Here is a 15,078-nt window from a genome sequence, read left to right on the forward strand (position 1 = left end):
TATTATTCTACTATGAATTTGTTTTTTTCTGCAACAATCGGTATACTGGCTTGGGACATTTTCGTCCTCCAGCGGTTCGAAACTTCCCGCTCTACCAAAACTAAGGAGGAAGCAGTTTGTTTAATGAATTTTTAGGGCTCGGTTTCGCCCTGTTTAATTTTGTATTATTGCTTATCATGTATAAAGTGTTCGGCAAGACCGGATTGTTCGCCTGGGTCGCGTTTGCCACCATCCTGGCGAATATCCAAGTGACAAAAACGATTGAGATCATCGGCTTGACCGCAACGCTCGGCAATAGCTTATACGCCTCGACTTTTCTCGCAACCGACATCCTCAATGAAAAATACGGCAAAAAAGAAGCGAAAAAAGCGGTATGGCTTGGCTTTTCCTCACTTCTGATCATGGTTGTAACAATGCAGTTCGGCCTTCAATTCATCCCGGCGGAAAGTGATTTTGCGCATGAAGCACTCGAGACGGTCTTCGGGTTGGTGCCGCAAATCGCCATCGCCAGCATGATCGCTTACCTGCTTGCGCAGCATATTGACGTCATCGTCTTTTCAGCTTTGCGGAAAGTCTTTCCGAAAGACAGCCAGTTCTGGATCCGCAATAACGGCTCGACCTTGCTTAGCCAATTGATCGATACCTTGATCTTCACATCGATCGCTTTTTTCGGCGTCTTTCCGTTCGATGTCTGGATCCAGATCTTCATCTCGACCTATGTCCTGAAATTTATCGTGTCGGTACTGGATACGCCGTTTGGCTATATCGCGAAGAAAATCCGGCCGCTCGATGAACAGGAGGCCGCGCAATGATCGAATTGTTCGTGGACGCATCGACTGCCGGCGGTGTCAACGTCAGCGCGGTCGGCGTGTTTTTAAGAGGCGAAGGGCATTCCATCAAATGGAGCGAGTATGTCGGCAAAATGGATAATCACCAGGCCGAATTCACGGCGCTGTTAAAAGGGCTGGAGCTCGCTCGTCCGCTCGCGACCGGCATGGTGTCCATCAAATCGGACTCAAAACTCGTCGTCGACGCTTTTGAAAAACGCTTTGTGAAAAATCCGGTCTACAAAAAATTGCTGGACGAGTCCTTGTCGATTGCGGACGGATTCGATTATTGCTTCATCAAATGGATCCCCGATTCCCAGAACAAGGCAGCCCATGCACTTGCCAACGACAAACTAAAAGAGCATAAATAAAGAAAGCAGCCGTTCAACTTTGAGCGGCTGCTTTTTGCTTTGGGCATGCCAGGCACATGCGATTCTGATATGATGGTGACATACTGATTTACTGGAGGCTATTTATGAGATCGAAACTAGGAACCGTACTCGATATTTTCATCATCCTGATCGGCCCATTCATCATCTATGCACGCATCGTGGACATCATGCAAAACGGCGTATCGCTTTATCCGTTATTGTCGGTGATCATTGTCGGCCTCGCACTCGCTTTCGCCGTCTTCAATTTGGTCCAGCTGTTGAAAGAACGGCAAAATAGCACTCCGCGCAAAAAATAGCAGAAATGAGGATCTCCCTTGAAAACGCTTTTATTGTATCTCGTTCCATTAATCGTTTACGCATTGATGAATAATCTGGTCAACGATAGCTTTACTTGGCCCCAATACTTGATTCTGTTATTCGCTTTTCTGGCGTTCCAGCTCGGCCGGCTGCGCTATCCGAAAAACGAAGTGCCGCCTGCTGCAAAAGTAACACAGGCCGTCTTTTACGTTTTGACGGTCGCCATCATTTTCCGCGATAAGTATTTGGACGCCGGGCTGATCAATTTAATGATTGTCCTCGTAGCAGTGTTTGTCATCGTCGAATGGATTATCGCCAAACCGCAGCAAAAAACAAATGCATAACTGCAAAACCGCAATAAACGCGAAGCCTAGACTACGGGCTTCGCGTTTTTTTATGCAGTCCCTTTAAATTACATACCACAGGATGAACAGCACGACCGCGATACTGATCCATGTGATGATGCGGACCAAATTGCGTTTTTTCCGCAGTTCTTCTTGTTCTTTCACGTCTTTTAGCAGCGGCATTTCTCGCCCTCCTTGCTGTATTTCATTTCCCAACGCTTCCTGCTTCGATTATGATGAATAAAAAGGAGGTTTTCAAGTTGAAAAAATGGCTTTTTCCCGGGTTTCTGGCAATAGCATTTGCCGGATGCAGCAATGGGCCAGCGAATACCGATGAAGCGACCGCACCTGCAGATGTAATCGCGACAGACCTTGAAGCCCCTTGGTCAATCAACAAGCAAGGAGACGCTTTCTATATATCAGAACGTCCAGGCACAGTCGCTTACATTGATGCTGAAGGAAAGTTGGAACGCCAAGACGTCAATTTCTCTTCGCCCTTGTCTTCGGCTTCTGAAGCCGGATTTCTCGGATTTGTGCTGAAGCCTGATTTCGATGACTCACAGGAAGCTTACGGCTATTATGTCTATGAAGATAATGGAAATACTTATAATAAAATTGCGGAATTCCGGTTGGACGGCGGCAGCTGGTCGGAAACGGCCGTTCTCTTGTCAGGCATTCCAACAGGCAATGTCCATCACGGTGGCCGGTTAGAATTCAGTGAAGACGGCACGCTGTATGCGACCATCGGAGACGCATCCGAACCTGATCTTGCGCAGGATCCCGCTTCAGTCAACGGGAAGATTCTCCGCCTCAACGAATTCAATGAATTTGAAATCTATTCGCTCGGCCACCGCAATCCACAAGGCTTGGCGTGGGACGGGGAGACAATGTATGCAGCAGAACATGGCCAATCCGCAAACGATGAGATTAATATCATCGAACAGGACGCCAATTATGGCTGGCCCGATATCGAAGGAGAAGAAACGGCAGATGGCTTAGAAGCACCTCTAGCAACTAGCGGCGATGATGATACATGGGCGCCAAGCGGGATCGATTTCCACGACGGTGCGCTGTATATCGCAGCACTTCGCGGGACGGCGATCAAAGTGATGGATCCAGAATCGGCAGAAATCAGCGATTCCATCGAAGGGTACGGCCGTATTCGCGACGTCCATTCTGACGGCGACGATTTGTATTTCATCACGAATAATACTGATGGCCGGGGAACCCCGACAGAAGGCGACGACAAACTGTATATTTTAAATGAACAATAAAAAAGCGGAGACCCGGGTCTCCGACTTTTTCTATTTTTTCATTTTTACAGCTTCAACACCATCAACAACTCATCGATATAACGGCTGTCTGCCTTCTGGGCATTCGGCGTGATGCCGATGCGCTGAAAGCCGGATCGTTCGTAAAAACGGATGGCGCGCGGGTTGGCAGAATTGACGGCGAGTTCAAGCTGTTCGAGCCCATCCCATTCCCTTGCAAATGCCAGCAACTGATCAAAAAGCGTGGACGCAACTCCTGTCCCTCTCGTTTCTTCCGCTGCATAGACGGCAAGTACTTCAGCTCGATGGCTGGTCTTCTTCCCCGACAATCTGAGCAGCGTCATCATGGCTAGCAACTGGTCTTCTTCGTACGCCCCGAATGTCACGGCTGAAGGATTGGCGAGATTGATAGCCGTCGCACTTACCGGCCTTTGGCTTGCTTCATTGAAATCAGTCGAAAACGCATCGGCATCTGTCTGCAATGCCGTCAAGCGAAGTTCCCGGTATTGTTCAGCATCTTCTTCTGTTAATCGGCGATAGTCCATGGCATTCATCCTTTCTTTAGCGGAATTCCTGGACGACACGTCCTTTTCCGTCGTCAACGTGGAAAATCGCGTGCGCCCCGTTGACCAAAATCACTTGCGGTGGCTGATGGCCAATGTCGGCATCATAAACGATGGGGATTTTTAATTGCTCCGCCAGTTCCTGGTACACCATCTCCGCGGTATAACCTTGCACGGCATCGTTCGCTTCGCTTCTGCCGAAGACGATTCCGGAACAATTGTCGAACCAGCCTGCATATTTCATCTGCAGCAAACTGCGCTTCAAATCCGGTGTGTTCATTTCACAGTTTTCCAAAAACCAGACGACTGGCTCCCCTGAAATGAATTTCTTCCGGAAAGCATCCACGTCACCGTATGGCGTACCGATCAGGTGGCGGATCACGTCGATGCATCCGCCAAGGAGTCGGCCTTCCAGCCGTTCAGCTTGTCCCGATACGGTTTTCCATTCGGTCGGATCGGTCAAATTGAAAACGCCAGGAGCCGGCTTGTCATGGCTCCATTTTTTTTGGTACCGCTCAGAAGAGACTTGTTTAATGACCGTGCCTTTCGTCGAAGACAGCACATCCACCCAACGCGCAGTAGTCGGATCGGTTTCACTGCCGCGCAAGTCGACGATATTGGTGCCATGTGCCGTCGCGATTCCGGTATTTAACGTAATTGCCAATGACAGCAAGCTGACGTCCGAATACCCAAGAAGCCATTTCGGCGTGAACTTCTGAAAATCCAGATGCTCCAATACTTCCAATAACAACTCCCCACCCCATGGCGGAATGATCGCGTCGACTTTGGAATCACGCCAAATGCTGAGCAGTTCTTTCGCGCGGATGGCTGCAGGCGATGACTTTGCTTCTTTTTGGGTCCAGGCATTCGCCGTAGTTTTGACAGCAAATCCTTGTTTTCCAACTGGGCTGTAGCTCCTTTAAGCAAATGATGAAGTTCTTCGGACACCCTGAAGAAGGTGCCGTGACGCCGATGGTTCTTAACGCTCGATCGGGATAGCGGATCATTGTCTCTCCTCCTTACCAATTGATATAATTGAACAACACATAAACGATGCCCAGCAGTAAAGCGGCTCCAAAACCGGTTAAGACGACGTGGACCAATCCGTCCACCAAAAGATTCGGCTGCTTATCGAGACGTTTGCCTTTGAACTGTGAAAAATCCGGCGGCGTTTCTTTTAGATTGCGTTGCTGTATGGACAGGTCATTTTCCTCGAATTGTTTGCTCATATATAAACACCCCTATAATTTAACATTTTTAAATTATTTTTCTTTTTACAATTATACTAAAAGTTGCGCTAAGAAAACATGCTAGTTTTTTGCATCATATCCTATATTTTGGCTATAGTCCGATTTTTCGGGTATAGGGTGTAGGTAGCCAAATTTTAAGGAGGAAATTGAAATGAAGACACTCGTAATTGGAGCAAACGGCAAGATTGGACAGCATTTGGTGCGCCTGCTTGCGAAACATCCAGAGCACACAGTGAAAGCGATGATCCGCAAACCAGAGCAACGCCCGTTTTTTGAAGAGTTAAAAGCGGAAACTGTCGTGACAAGCCTCGAAGGAAGCGTGGAAGAACTGCAAAAAGCGATGACTGACTGCGATGCAGTAGTCTTCACAGCTGGCAGCGGCGCTTCAACCGGTGCAGACAAAACGATGACTGTCGATTTGGACGGCGCGGCAAAAGCGGTAGAAGCGGCAGAACTAGCCGGCATCGATCGCTTCATCATGGTCAGCGCCATCCATGCCGATGACCGCTCCCATTGGACTAAGGAAATGACGCCGTACTATATCGCCAAACACCACGCTGATCGCATCTTGCAATCGAGCAGCTTGGCGTATACGATTGTCCGGCCCGGCTTATTGACAGACGATCCGGGAACAGGGCAAATTGCTGCAGCCGGGAAACTCGATCCCGGCAGCATTCCGAGAGAAGACGTCGCAGCTGTCATCGTCGCGTGCCTTGAATCCACAGATCTTACAGACAAAGTATTCGAGCTGACCGCAGGCGACAGCCAAATCGAAGACGTCTTAAAACAAATTTAATGAAACGAAAAAGCAGGTGAAGACTTTCTCTTCACCTGCTTTTTTTCATGCTTTTGTATACTCCTGGCCTTTCCAATTGCGGTAGCCGATCACCACTTGGAAAACGAATGCGATCGAACAGACCACAATGGCGATATAGCCAAGTATCGTAATCGGCTGCATCAAAATCGACTGAACGACAAGCAATAGCATCAAAGCCGCGATTCCGAAATTGACGATATAGGGTTTATCGTAGTATTTCTTTGACGCGATCCCGACAAAAACCGCCACCCCAATTATTGCGATAAATAACAACGTGTCCATTGAATTCCATCCTTTTGTTGAAAGATTAAGTCATTTTTTAACATCAACTACAGCTACTATAGCATAATTAACATCCAGAAAGCGGCTTGCTTTCGGCTGAAACAACAACCAAAATCCCCAATCCACAAATACTGGATTGGGGTTTTAGCTTAATGCGCTTTAATTCCGCTACAAGCTTCCGATAGTAGTCAAAATCGAATTCTACGCTTCCTTTTTATAAAACCATAGCACGGCATCTTTATCCCCGCGTTCGAGCATATGTGTGACAAGGGCTTTTGGGCTCGACACATCGACGCCTGCTTGGTCCGCTTCACGCAATTTCGTTAGCATTTGCTGTTTCGTAGCCAATTGGGCTTCCCCCTTTTTCATTTCGGCAGCTCCCTCAAATCAAGCAATACTGGCAGTTCATTGAAATCAGGGCGTTGCATCAACTGGATCAAGCCTGATGCTGTGTCTTCCGGGGTGCTCAGTTTGCCGCTGCGCTTATAATCACGGAAATGCTCGATCTGAGGGAAATCCTCTTCCCCGCTTTCCCGTATTTTTTCTTGCATGCCGGTATCGATAATGCCCGGTGCCACCGAAACCGCTTTAAGGTTTTCATATTCAGCGTCCAGACAGGTCGTGTAATGGTCGAGACCCGCCTTGCCGGCGCAATAGGCGCTCCAGCCTTTGACCTGTTTTCTGCCGGCACCTGATGAGATATTGACGATGCGGCGCGTCTTTATGGACTCTGTCCCGCCCAAGAAAGCGGAAGACAAAGCCATTGGCGCCGTCAAGTTCAAAGTGATGCTCTTCTCGATGTCCTGTCCGTCGTTCGCGGCGGCAAAGCCGATTGGTTCGACCGTCCCGGCATTATTGACCAAAGTAACCGCTTCGGCTTCAGCTGAAATTTCTGTTGCCGCTCGTGACATGACTTTGGAAATCCCAGCGATATCGGTCAAATCATGGCTGATGAACAGTGCACCTGTCCAGTCTTCAGGCTGCGTGCGGGCAATGCCGATTACTTGATGGCCGGACTCTGCCAATTGCTTGCTGAGTGCAAGGCCGATGCCTTTTGAAGCACCGGTGATGATAAACGTTTCCATCTTCACACCTCCACGCCATTTTTCTCGTACATGACTTCGCCTGCGACGACTGTCATTTCCACTTCAGCGTCTAGCAATTGCTCCTCAGGCCCTTCGAACAAATCACGGTCAAACACGGTGAAATCCGCATCGAAGCCTTCTTTGATCAAGCCGCGGCGATGCTCCATAGAAATCGCTTGTGCACTGCCGTACGTATACAAGCGGATCGCTTCGAAGCGGCTGAGTTTTTGTTCCGGCAAATATCCTTCATGCGTCTCTTCAGGCTTTCTGCGTGTAACAGCCGCAAATAAACCTTGGCGCGGGTCGACTTCTTCAATCGGCGCATCGGATCCGCCTGCGCAGATGATGCCCTCATCCAATAGCGTCTTCCAAGCATACGATAACGCGAGGCGGTCTTCGCCGAGACGCTCCACTACCCACGGAAAATCTGAAGGCACAAAACTTGGCTGTAGATCAAGCGCCACATCAAGGCGCTTCAAGCGTTCAAGCAAGTCTTCTCTCAGCACCATCGCGTGGATGAGGCGGTCCCTCTTGCCTTCAGGCGTTGGGTGGGCTTCGATCGCATCGAGCGCTTTTTCCATCGCGAAATCCCCGATGACGTGGATAGCGACCGCTTCCCCGTGTTTTCTCGCGACCGACACCAGGCGTTTCAGTTCTTCATCGGAATGAATCGCCACGCCGCTAGTCGATGGGTCGTCTGTATAAGGGCGGCTAAGCAGTGCCGTTCTGCCTCCGATCGAACCGTCAGCGAATAATTTCATCGGGCCTGGATCGATAAACGGTTCTAAGTAGTCGGCGTTCTCCATCATCTCCTCAAAAGCGATATGGGCGCGCAGCAAATGGGCACGGAATTTCGTTTCCTTGCCGATTACGTTTCGGAAAGCTTGCAGCGGCCGTGAGTAATGACCGTAATACCCCATATCTTCTGTATGGCCTCCCGTTAGCCCGAGCTTGAGCAAATCGTCGACCGAGGTTTTCAGCGCTTTCGTCAAATAGTCGACGCTCACTTCCGGCACGACTCCTGCGACGAGATCCTGGGCTGCATCGAGCAAATACCCTGTTGGTTCGCCGTTTGTATCACGCACGATGACGCCGCCTTCTGGATCTTCGGTTTCTTTTGTGATCCCTGCCAGTTCAAGCGCGCGCGAATTGGCGAGCACCGCATGGCGGCACACGCGTTTTAACATCATCGGCGATTCGCAGATGGCATCCAGTTCGCTGCGGTGGAAAATTTTCCGGTCCGGGAAATTGTTTTCATTCCAACCTTCTCCGATAAACCATTCATCCCCGGAATGCCCTTCTGTCGAGCGGATCAATTGCTGTTTCATCTCATCTGAACTGTCGATCTTCGATAAATCGACACGCATCAACTTTTCTCCGTGCTGGATCAGGTGCAGGTGGCTGTCAACAAGCCCCGGATACATCGTACGGCCGGCTAAATCGATTTCCTTATCGGCTAGTTGACGCAATTCTTCGTAAGACCCTGTTTTTTCTATGTGGTCGTCAGAGACCAGCACCGCTTCTACGGTCTCGCCTTCTGTTGCCATTGTATAAATCTGTCCCCCGTAAATAAGCACCTTCATCTAAAACCACTCCTTTTCTCTTTGTTCATCATAAATATATTTTTCAGTGCATTCAATAAGTTTGGCTGGAAACGGCTAAATTTTTCTGCGCCCGCCCGCAGATACAAGCTTCCCCATTTATGATATACTATGCACAACTTTAGAAAGCTGAGGTGAGCTCCCGGACATGGGGGACGAATTGGACAGTATATTTTATCTTTATATCGCAACCGCAAGTATTCTTTTATTTTTTACCGCTTTTTTTGTAGGAGCGGAATTCTCCATCATCCGGGTGCGCTTACCGCGCATCGAACAAGCCTTATCGGAAGGGCGTAAAAATGCCAATTGGCTGGAAAAAATCAGCAATAATCTGGATTATTATTTATCCGTTTCGCGCTTTGGCATCGCCGTCACGGCAATCGGTCTTGGCTGGCTGTCAAAAAATATTGCCGAGCTGCCTTCTGTCCGAGCATTGGCAGAAAATGCCGGACCGAATGCAGCAGGGCCGATCGCTTATATCACCGTGCTCGTGCTGGTCTTTTTCATCCGCGCCATTATCGGGGAACTGGCACCGAAAGCTTTAGCTGCCCAATACGCAGAACGTGCGGCCTTCCGCCTCGCCCCTGCGCTGAGTCTTGCCGGCAGTATATTCGCACCCGTACTTTGGTTGCTTAATGCAGCGGCACGGCTCCTATTGCGGCCGCTCGGCATCCGTACATTGCAGCCGGAATACGGCCATTCCGAAGAAGACTTGAAGCATTTGATGCATGAAAGTTACCAGAGCGGCGAGATCAACCAGAATGAATTGGCATATATGCAAAACATCTTTTCGTTTGATGAACGGCTGGCGAAAGACATCATGCTGCCGAGAACGCAAATGATTACCATTTCACTGGAAATGAATCACGATGAATTAATGGAAATAATCGAAGAACATCAATATACACGCTACCCCGTAACCGAAGACGGCGATAAAGACGCCATCATCGGCTTTGTCAATATCAAGGAATTGTTGACGAGTTACACGACGGCGGGGATCTGTCGAAAAGCTTGACGATCCATGACTTGCCGTTCGTCCATGACCAGGCGCCGATCCAGGATGTGCTGCTGCGTATGCAAAGCCAGCACGTCCATATGGCGATCGTCGTCGATGAATACGGCGGGACGGCCGGCGTCATTACAATGGAAGACATCCTTGAAGAAATTGTCGGTGAAATCCGTGATGAATTCGACCACGATGAAACCGATGATATCAAACGGGTGGATCATCATAATTTCCTTGTCAACGGCCGGGTGCTGCTATCAGAACTCGAAGCCCGCTTCCCGATCGAATTCGAGGAAAGCGAAGACATCGACACTGTCGGGGCTGGGTGCAGATGATGGACACGGATATCGCAGAAGGCGGCGTCATCGACTTGACCGACTTCCGCTTTATCGTCCGCGAAATGGAGAACCACCAAATCATCACTGTCCAATTGAACAAGAAAAACAAATCATAGAAAAACGGCATTGCTAATGTAGCAATGCCGTTTTTTAGTTCTCGAGACAGTTAAGAAGTCGTATTTTCCGAAGCTTATCGCTCGCTTTCCGTGGGCTCGCGCCCAAGCCTCCTCAGCCGCTGCGCGTCTTGCGGGGTCTTGGTCGTCTCGCTGATCCACTGGAGTCGAGCGAACACATCTCCAAATACTTGGATAGAACATTGACTTTTGAATGCGGAATAAGCGGTCTCCTTTTTCATTCATAACAGATCACAGACTTCTTTAACATTCTGAAGAAAAGGCATTGCTAATGTAGCAATGCCTTATTTTCATTTACTTTTTATCTTCTAAAAGTGATTTCTCGTATTCGAATTTCTTCATCAGCATCTCGCCGGTGTAGCCTTCTTCGATCAATTTCGCCAGTACCGCTTTCGTCTGGTCATCAGCCGCTTCCGGATGCTCATCGCGGTCGATTTCGACAACACTGTCCTCATCGGAGATCCAGTCGGAATAGCTGCCGACATACAATTTCAAGCCTTCGTATTGTTTTTCGGCAAGCATGGCATACAGCGCAGCCGCCGTTACGCCGCTGCCGCAATATACGACAGCTGGTTCTTTTGGCTGCAGCAATCCGCCGAACTCTTCATCGGTGCGGAATGCACCATTCGACACCAGTTGCGACCAATCGTAATTGCGTGCACCCGGGATGCGCCCGGCGACGGCGTCGATCGGTTCGTTGATGCCGGCATAGCGTTCCGCAGTACGGGCATCGATCAAGACGCCCAATTCTTTGCCGTCGACGATTTGCTGGACGTCTTTACGCGTCGCAAGCAATCCATCGTCAAACTCCGGCGTAATGGTTGAAGCTGAATAGGATGTAGACTCTGTCGAAGTGGCAATGCCTTGCTGCTTCAGTTCGTCAAAACCGACACGGCTGATAAAAGCGTGTTCGAATCCGGCATAAGAAAGCAACCACCATGCTCGTGCGGCATAAGGAGAACCGCCCTGGTCATAGACGACGATCGAATCCGTCAATTCCAAACCTGCTGCTTGGAACAATTGCGTCAGCTGTTCTTTGCTCGGCATCGGGTGGCGGCCGTTTTCAGACGCCATATCGGATAAATCGTTCTCCAAGTCCCAATGGATCGCCCCTGCCACATGTTCCGCCGCAAAGCGTTCGCTTCCCCATGCGGAATCCTTTAAGTCAAAGCGTGCATCGATCCAACGGTAATTCTCTGTATCTATCGTTTCAATAAAAACAGTCATATTATCCCCTGCCTTCCATCAATTTTTCGTGCAATTTCTTCCATTGCGCCAAAATTTCGCTTTGCTGCAACAAGCTGCGCTCGGATTCGATCTGTTCAATCGCCTGGCGCAACAGATGCTGACGGAGCCCTTCCGCTTCCTGTTCGATCCAGAATTCCGCCCATTCGGTCAACGCAGCTTTTTCCTGTTCCAAGTAACGGCTTGCATCCGGTTCCATCATTCCCTGCAGTGCATCGCGCATCGCTTCTTTTTCGTTTTTCTCAAAAAAGCTCTTGTTGTTTTTATAATACGATTTAGCTGGGGAATAATCAGCATCCCCAAACGGCTGGCCTGCTTCGATCAACTGGGCTTCTTTCACTTCATATGGAAGGAACGAAAACTCCGAATTCCAGTCCTTCAGTTTAACGGCATCGTCTTTAAAGCGTTCCGTCAATTTCTTTTCGACAAATCGTGCAAGCCTCAGATTGGTCACTCTCATCTCCTGCTGGAAATCAAAAGCCGTCATTTCCTGCAAATCGCGCATTGCCGTATCAAGCGCTTGCTTCGAGGATTCCCTTGCGAATAGCGAAGGATTGAATGCTTCCTTGAAGAAATCGTTGAAGCGGTAAAATACGCGCTGTTTCACATAATACAGCAATTCACCGAGTTCTTGGTTCGCTTCTTGTTCCAATACCGGTGCCATTGTTTCGCTATAGCGTTTACGTACTTTCTGTTCCAATTGCTTTAATTCTTCCAAGCGCTCGTCTTTGCGTTCCAGGTTCTTTTCGGTCGACTGAATAAAATTGCGGAAACGGTCCACTGTCTTCTGTTCTTCTTCCGACAATGACTGGACCGCCATCCCTTTCAGCTCTTCTTTCAGGAAATGCTGGAAGTTTTCTTCGAACTCCGGCATGCCGGAAATGTCGCGCTCTTTTAAGGCTTGCAGGCTTGAAACGCCGAACAGGCGCGGGAAGCGGATGCCGAAGCGCTGCAATTCGTTGCCGACATAGTCGATGACTGCCTGTTTTTCCTCTTCGTTATTCGCCAAATCGATGGCATTGACGACAAAGAACATTTTGTCCATTTCGAAAGCGTCTTTCACGCGGCCAAGCTGAATCAAAAATTCGCGGTCCGCACGGGCAAAGGCGTGGTTGTAATATGTGATGAACAACACAGCATCAGCATTACGGATATATTCGAATGCGACATTCGTATGACGCGCATTGATCGAATCCGCACCTGGCGTGTCCACTAGGGTAACACCGTTTCTTGTCAGCTCGCAATCGAAATAAAAGTCGATTTCCTCGACAAAACAACTGCGTTCTTCCTTAGCAACATACAAGCTGAATTCTTCGCGGTTTACGCGCAAGGTTTCGCCAAGATGTCCGGAAAAGGCTTCATAGCCGCCTTTAAAGGCCAGCAGGAACGATTTGTGGATTTGCTGCTCGGTCGTTGCATCGTCTGGCAGCGCATCGGTTTTCGCATAGGCTTGTTCCAATGTCTCCACTTTCACACCGAACACGGCAAATGAGTTTTTAACATCTTCGGTCATCGCCGAAACGGTTTTCAAGCGCACATCAGCGGTTTCATGCGGATGTGCGTCGGTCACCGGGCGGATGCGGTTGATGGTCGCAGTCGTCGGGTTCGGGGATACCGGCAGCACCGTCTCGCCCATCAAGGCATTCGAAAACGAGGATTTCCCGGCACTGAACGCACCAAATAAGGCGATGGTAAATTCCTGGCCTTCCAAACGCTTCGCTTTGCGTTTTAAATAAGCTACCGTTTCCGAGAATCCTCGCACCGGCTCCAAAATATCGGCAGTTGTCTTCACGCGCGACAGTACTTGCTGTTCATCAAAAGATGCCAGTTCGTGTGTCGGGGCACTTTCGCCATCGTCCCATTGCTGCTGTTCTTCCTCTTCGAGCATCGATGGCGTGAATTCTACCATGTCTTCAGCTGTCAAATGAAACGCATCTTGCCATCCGGCCACTTGTTTTTCTGCCGCATCCATCTGTTTTGGCAAAATGGCAGTGAAGGATTTTTTCACTTTATCGATCGCTTCGTCCATTTCCTCGAGCGTGCGGAGCGCAAGCACCTTTTGTTCAAGCGACTCGGATTTCATGTCGATCTCTGTTCCCGCATCGTCTGGAAGCCCTTCGAAGCCTTCTTGCTGGCGGGCTTTCCATGGATCGGTTTCCTGTATGAGCCAGCGCTGCACTTGAGCGGTCAGGCTCTTGCTGACATTGAGCACTGTATCCGCAGTCATCGTAGCCGTTTCTGGAACATTCTCCTCGACAACTTCAAACGGCAAGTCAAATTTCATTTTGTCGATTTCAAGCGACTCGGTATCTGTCAATAAGCCCGCTTCTCGCAGCGATGTTTTCATCAACTTTTTCAAATGGCCGGACATTTGTGAGTCGATCGTTTTCGACAACTTGTCTTGAAGGTCTTTTTTGCGGTTTTCCCGCTCTTCTTCGGTTTTCTTGCCGCTGAACAACAAGCCCACTTTGAATCCTGGTTGACGGGCTTCTATATAAGCACTGAGCGCATCCCTCACTTCATACGGCATGATATTGGCGTTTTCAAGCAGCTCTTTGCGCTTTTTCTCGAAATTCGATCGCCAATTGTCGTAATCCTGGACAGAACTACGGCGCTTGATCAGTTCGTGTTCTTTTTTCAGGTCTTCGCGTGCAGCCCATTCTTCCTCTGACAACACATTTGCGAAGGCTTCGAGCCGCTCCGCTTTTTCATCTTCCAAAAAGCCGATGTGCTCATCTTTTAATTGACGAAGTGCAGACGCCGATGCTTCGCCGAGATGCCCTTGCCAATTGTCCATAACTGAGGAAACGAGCTGTTTCACTTCTGGAAATTCATTGCCCGGGAAGTCATGGACTTTCAATGAAGTGAAAAAGATGCCTTTCGGTTCAACGCCCCAAGCGGCAAAACTATCCGCAACCGATTGCTGGAATTCCGCGAACGACATCTCGCTTTCCTGATGCTTATCGATCTGGTTGACGATCAAATAAAGATCCGTGTATTTCTGCAATTCCTTTGTGAAATTGAAATTGAGTTCGGATTGCACATGGTTGTAATCCATCACGTAAAACACCATGTCGGCCACGTGCAAAGCCGATTCAGTCGACATTCTGTGGGCATCATCCGTTGAGTCAACGCCTGGCGTGTCCATGACGGTGATCCCTTCAGGCAACACAGAAGTCGAATGCCCGATGTCGATTTGCGTGACGTCCCCGCTCTTACAGAAATCCTTCACTGCCTGGAAATCATAGTTTTCAGGGAAATACACGGGACGGTCTCCCCTGCGGTTGACGATGGCATAGTCTTTTTCTGCCTTATGGACATTGACGATGTTCGCGCTTGTCGGGATCGGGCTCGATGGCAATAATGTCTCGCCCGTCAAAGCGTTGATCATGGACGATTTTCCGGAGGAGAAATGGCCGGCAAACCCGATGATGAATTGGTCTTTTAAGATTTTGCGCGCAAATAATTCCGCTTTTTCTTCACGTTCCGTATCTTCATTGTCTTTGAAAATCCGGTAAAGATGCGCTGTTTCGATTAATTCCTGTTTATGGTCTGTCGCTGTCATATGTATATCTCCTTCACCGTTACTTCTATTCATCATATCATTTTTTCCAGCAGAACGAAAA

At 49.1% G+C, this 15,078-nt stretch carries 19 protein-coding genes and 1 pseudogene; 9 read left to right on the forward strand and 11 right to left on the reverse strand.

Going from position 1 to position 15,078, the window contains the following annotated elements; translation table 11 throughout:
- The first annotated feature begins 116 nt into the window (after positions 1–116).
- From CW734_RS10425 to CW734_RS10445, 5 genes are all read left to right on the forward strand, one after another.
- Positions 117–812 (forward strand): queuosine precursor transporter, encoded by a 696-nt coding sequence (locus CW734_RS10425; protein ID WP_101190417.1) that lies wholly within the window; start codon positions 117–119, stop codon positions 810–812.
- Positions 809–1,198, forward strand: coding sequence for a ribonuclease HI family protein (locus tag CW734_RS10430; protein WP_101190418.1), 390 nt, complete (start codon positions 809–811; stop codon positions 1,196–1,198). The genes CW734_RS10425 and CW734_RS10430 overlap by 4 nt, the downstream gene beginning before the upstream one ends.
- Positions 1,199–1,302: 104 nt before the next feature.
- The gene (locus CW734_RS10435) at positions 1,303–1,515 is read left to right on the forward strand and encodes a hypothetical protein (RefSeq protein WP_101190419.1); all 213 of its coding nucleotides are present in this window, start codon (positions 1,303–1,305) and stop codon (positions 1,513–1,515) included.
- Positions 1,516–1,533: 18 nt separating this feature from the next.
- Entirely contained in the window at positions 1,534–1,860 is a 327-nt protein-coding gene (locus CW734_RS10440) for a hypothetical protein (protein ID WP_058380608.1), read from the forward strand.
- A 260-nt stretch (positions 1,861–2,120) separates the two neighbouring features.
- Positions 2,121–3,134 (forward strand): PQQ-dependent sugar dehydrogenase, encoded by a 1,014-nt coding sequence (locus CW734_RS10445; protein WP_232787025.1) that lies wholly within the window; start codon positions 2,121–2,123, stop codon positions 3,132–3,134.
- A gap of 44 nt (positions 3,135–3,178) precedes the next feature.
- On the opposite strand, the gene CW734_RS10450 is transcribed toward CW734_RS10445, so the two are convergent.
- The 5 genes and pseudogenes from CW734_RS10450 to CW734_RS10460 form a co-directional block, all read right to left on the reverse strand.
- Positions 3,179–3,676: a GNAT family N-acetyltransferase gene (locus tag CW734_RS10450; RefSeq protein WP_157824150.1), complete on the reverse strand. Its 498-nt coding sequence runs from the start codon at positions 3,674–3,676 to the stop codon at positions 3,179–3,181.
- Between the two features lie 16 nt (positions 3,677–3,692).
- A complete protein-coding gene (locus tag CW734_RS18990) occupies positions 3,693–4,262 on the reverse strand; it encodes a S66 peptidase family protein (RefSeq protein WP_332871050.1) in 570 nt (189 codons plus the stop codon).
- A gap of 114 nt (positions 4,263–4,376) precedes the next feature.
- A pseudogene (locus CW734_RS18995) lies at positions 4,377–4,532 on the reverse strand (LD-carboxypeptidase); the annotation flags it as partial.
- Positions 4,486–4,701 (reverse strand): hypothetical protein, encoded by a 216-nt coding sequence (locus CW734_RS19000; protein ID WP_232787026.1) that lies wholly within the window; start codon positions 4,699–4,701, stop codon positions 4,486–4,488. The pseudogene CW734_RS18995 and the gene CW734_RS19000, both read right to left, overlap by 47 nt.
- Positions 4,702–4,713: 12 nt before the next feature.
- The gene (locus CW734_RS10460) at positions 4,714–4,923 is read right to left on the reverse strand and encodes a hypothetical protein (protein ID WP_058380604.1); all 210 of its coding nucleotides are present in this window, start codon (positions 4,921–4,923) and stop codon (positions 4,714–4,716) included.
- Positions 4,924–5,095: 172 nt separating this feature from the next.
- On the opposite strand from CW734_RS10460, the gene CW734_RS10465 reads away from it, so the two are divergent.
- Entirely contained in the window at positions 5,096–5,740 is a 645-nt protein-coding gene (locus CW734_RS10465; RefSeq protein WP_101190421.1) for an SDR family oxidoreductase, read from the forward strand.
- Positions 5,741–5,785: 45 nt separating this feature from the next.
- Here CW734_RS10465 and CW734_RS10470 read toward each other — a convergent pair whose 3' ends face one another.
- The 4 genes from CW734_RS10470 to CW734_RS10480 form a co-directional block, all read right to left on the reverse strand.
- The gene (locus tag CW734_RS10470) at positions 5,786–6,043 is read right to left on the reverse strand and encodes a hypothetical protein (RefSeq protein ID WP_058380602.1); all 258 of its coding nucleotides are present in this window, start codon (positions 6,041–6,043) and stop codon (positions 5,786–5,788) included.
- Positions 6,044–6,244: 201 nt separating this feature from the next.
- Positions 6,245–6,391 carry a hypothetical protein gene (locus CW734_RS18475; protein WP_198551086.1) on the reverse strand — a complete coding sequence of 49 codons (147 nt, stop codon included), beginning with the start codon at positions 6,389–6,391 and terminating at the stop codon, positions 6,245–6,247.
- A gap of 17 nt (positions 6,392–6,408) precedes the next feature.
- On the reverse strand, positions 6,409–7,128 hold the full coding sequence (locus CW734_RS10475) for an SDR family NAD(P)-dependent oxidoreductase (protein ID WP_058380600.1): 720 nt from the start codon (positions 7,126–7,128) through the stop codon (positions 6,409–6,411).
- Between the two features lie 2 nt (positions 7,129–7,130).
- Positions 7,131–8,711 carry an amidohydrolase gene (locus CW734_RS10480; RefSeq protein WP_101190423.1) on the reverse strand — a complete coding sequence of 527 codons (1,581 nt, stop codon included), beginning with the start codon at positions 8,709–8,711 and terminating at the stop codon, positions 7,131–7,133.
- 166 nt (positions 8,712–8,877) lie between these two features.
- Here CW734_RS10480 and CW734_RS10485 point away from each other — a divergent pair, with 166 nt between their 5' ends.
- Genes CW734_RS10485 through CW734_RS19740 form a run of 3 tightly spaced genes read left to right on the forward strand, consistent with a single transcriptional unit; the run spans position 8,878 to position 10,189 of the window.
- Positions 8,878–9,744 (forward strand): CNNM domain-containing protein, encoded by an 867-nt coding sequence (locus tag CW734_RS10485; protein ID WP_332870995.1) that lies wholly within the window; start codon positions 8,878–8,880, stop codon positions 9,742–9,744.
- Positions 9,741–10,070, forward strand: a complete 330-nt coding sequence (locus tag CW734_RS19735; protein WP_332870996.1) for a CBS domain-containing protein — start codon at positions 9,741–9,743, stop codon at positions 10,068–10,070. Before CW734_RS10485 ends, CW734_RS19735 begins: the two co-directional genes overlap by 4 nt.
- Entirely contained in the window at positions 10,067–10,189 is a 123-nt protein-coding gene (locus CW734_RS19740) for a hypothetical protein (RefSeq protein WP_332870997.1), read from the forward strand. The genes CW734_RS19735 and CW734_RS19740 overlap by 4 nt, the downstream gene beginning before the upstream one ends.
- Before the next feature lie 312 nt (positions 10,190–10,501).
- Here CW734_RS19740 and CW734_RS10490 read toward each other — a convergent pair whose 3' ends face one another.
- Together CW734_RS10490 and CW734_RS10495 are read right to left on the reverse strand one after the other, a co-directional pair.
- Positions 10,502–11,434, reverse strand: coding sequence for a sulfurtransferase (locus tag CW734_RS10490; protein ID WP_101190424.1), 933 nt, complete (start codon positions 11,432–11,434; stop codon positions 10,502–10,504).
- 1 nt (position 11,435) lies between these two features.
- Positions 11,436–15,017, reverse strand: a complete 3,582-nt coding sequence (locus CW734_RS10495; RefSeq protein WP_101190425.1) for a dynamin family protein — start codon at positions 15,015–15,017, stop codon at positions 11,436–11,438.
- Between the last annotated feature and the right edge of the window lie 61 nt (positions 15,018–15,078).

Source organism: Planococcus sp. MB-3u-03 (genome assembly GCF_002833405.1).
Taxonomy (GTDB): domain Bacteria; phylum Bacillota; class Bacilli; order Bacillales_A; family Planococcaceae; genus Planococcus.

What these genes read in the sequence shown, in the direction of transcription:
- CW734_RS10460 (WP_058380604.1), bottom strand. Translation starts at nt 4,923, where the DNA reads ATGAGCAAACAATTCGAGGAAAATGACCTGTCCATACAGCAACGCAAT.
- CW734_RS10465 (WP_101190421.1), top strand. Translation starts at nt 5,096, where the DNA reads ATGAAGACACTCGTAATTGGAGCAAACGGCAAGATTGGACAGCATTTG.
- CW734_RS10495 (WP_101190425.1), bottom strand. Translation starts at nt 15,017, where the DNA reads ATGACAGCGACAGACCATAAACAGGAATTAATCGAAACAGCGCATCTT.
- CW734_RS10480 (WP_101190423.1), bottom strand. Translation starts at nt 8,711, where the DNA reads ATGAAGGTGCTTATTTACGGGGGACAGATTTATACAATGGCAACAGAA.
- CW734_RS19000 (WP_232787026.1), bottom strand. Translation starts at nt 4,701, where the DNA reads ATGATCCGCTATCCCGATCGAGCGTTAAGAACCATCGGCGTCACGGCA.
- CW734_RS10490 (WP_101190424.1), bottom strand. Translation starts at nt 11,434, where the DNA reads ATGACTGTTTTTATTGAAACGATAGATACAGAGAATTACCGTTGGATC.
- CW734_RS10430 (WP_101190418.1), top strand. Translation starts at nt 809, where the DNA reads ATGATCGAATTGTTCGTGGACGCATCGACTGCCGGCGGTGTCAACGTC.
- CW734_RS10435 (WP_101190419.1), top strand. Translation starts at nt 1,303, where the DNA reads ATGAGATCGAAACTAGGAACCGTACTCGATATTTTCATCATCCTGATC.
- CW734_RS10475 (WP_058380600.1), bottom strand. Translation starts at nt 7,128, where the DNA reads ATGGAAACGTTTATCATCACCGGTGCTTCAAAAGGCATCGGCCTTGCA.
- CW734_RS10450 (WP_157824150.1), bottom strand. Translation starts at nt 3,676, where the DNA reads ATGGACTATCGCCGATTAACAGAAGAAGATGCTGAACAATACCGGGAA.
- CW734_RS10470 (WP_058380602.1), bottom strand. Translation starts at nt 6,043, where the DNA reads ATGGACACGTTGTTATTTATCGCAATAATTGGGGTGGCGGTTTTTGTC.
- CW734_RS19740 (WP_332870997.1), top strand. Translation starts at nt 10,067, where the DNA reads ATGATGGACACGGATATCGCAGAAGGCGGCGTCATCGACTTGACCGAC.
- CW734_RS10485 (WP_332870995.1), top strand. Translation starts at nt 8,878, where the DNA reads ATGGGGGACGAATTGGACAGTATATTTTATCTTTATATCGCAACCGCA.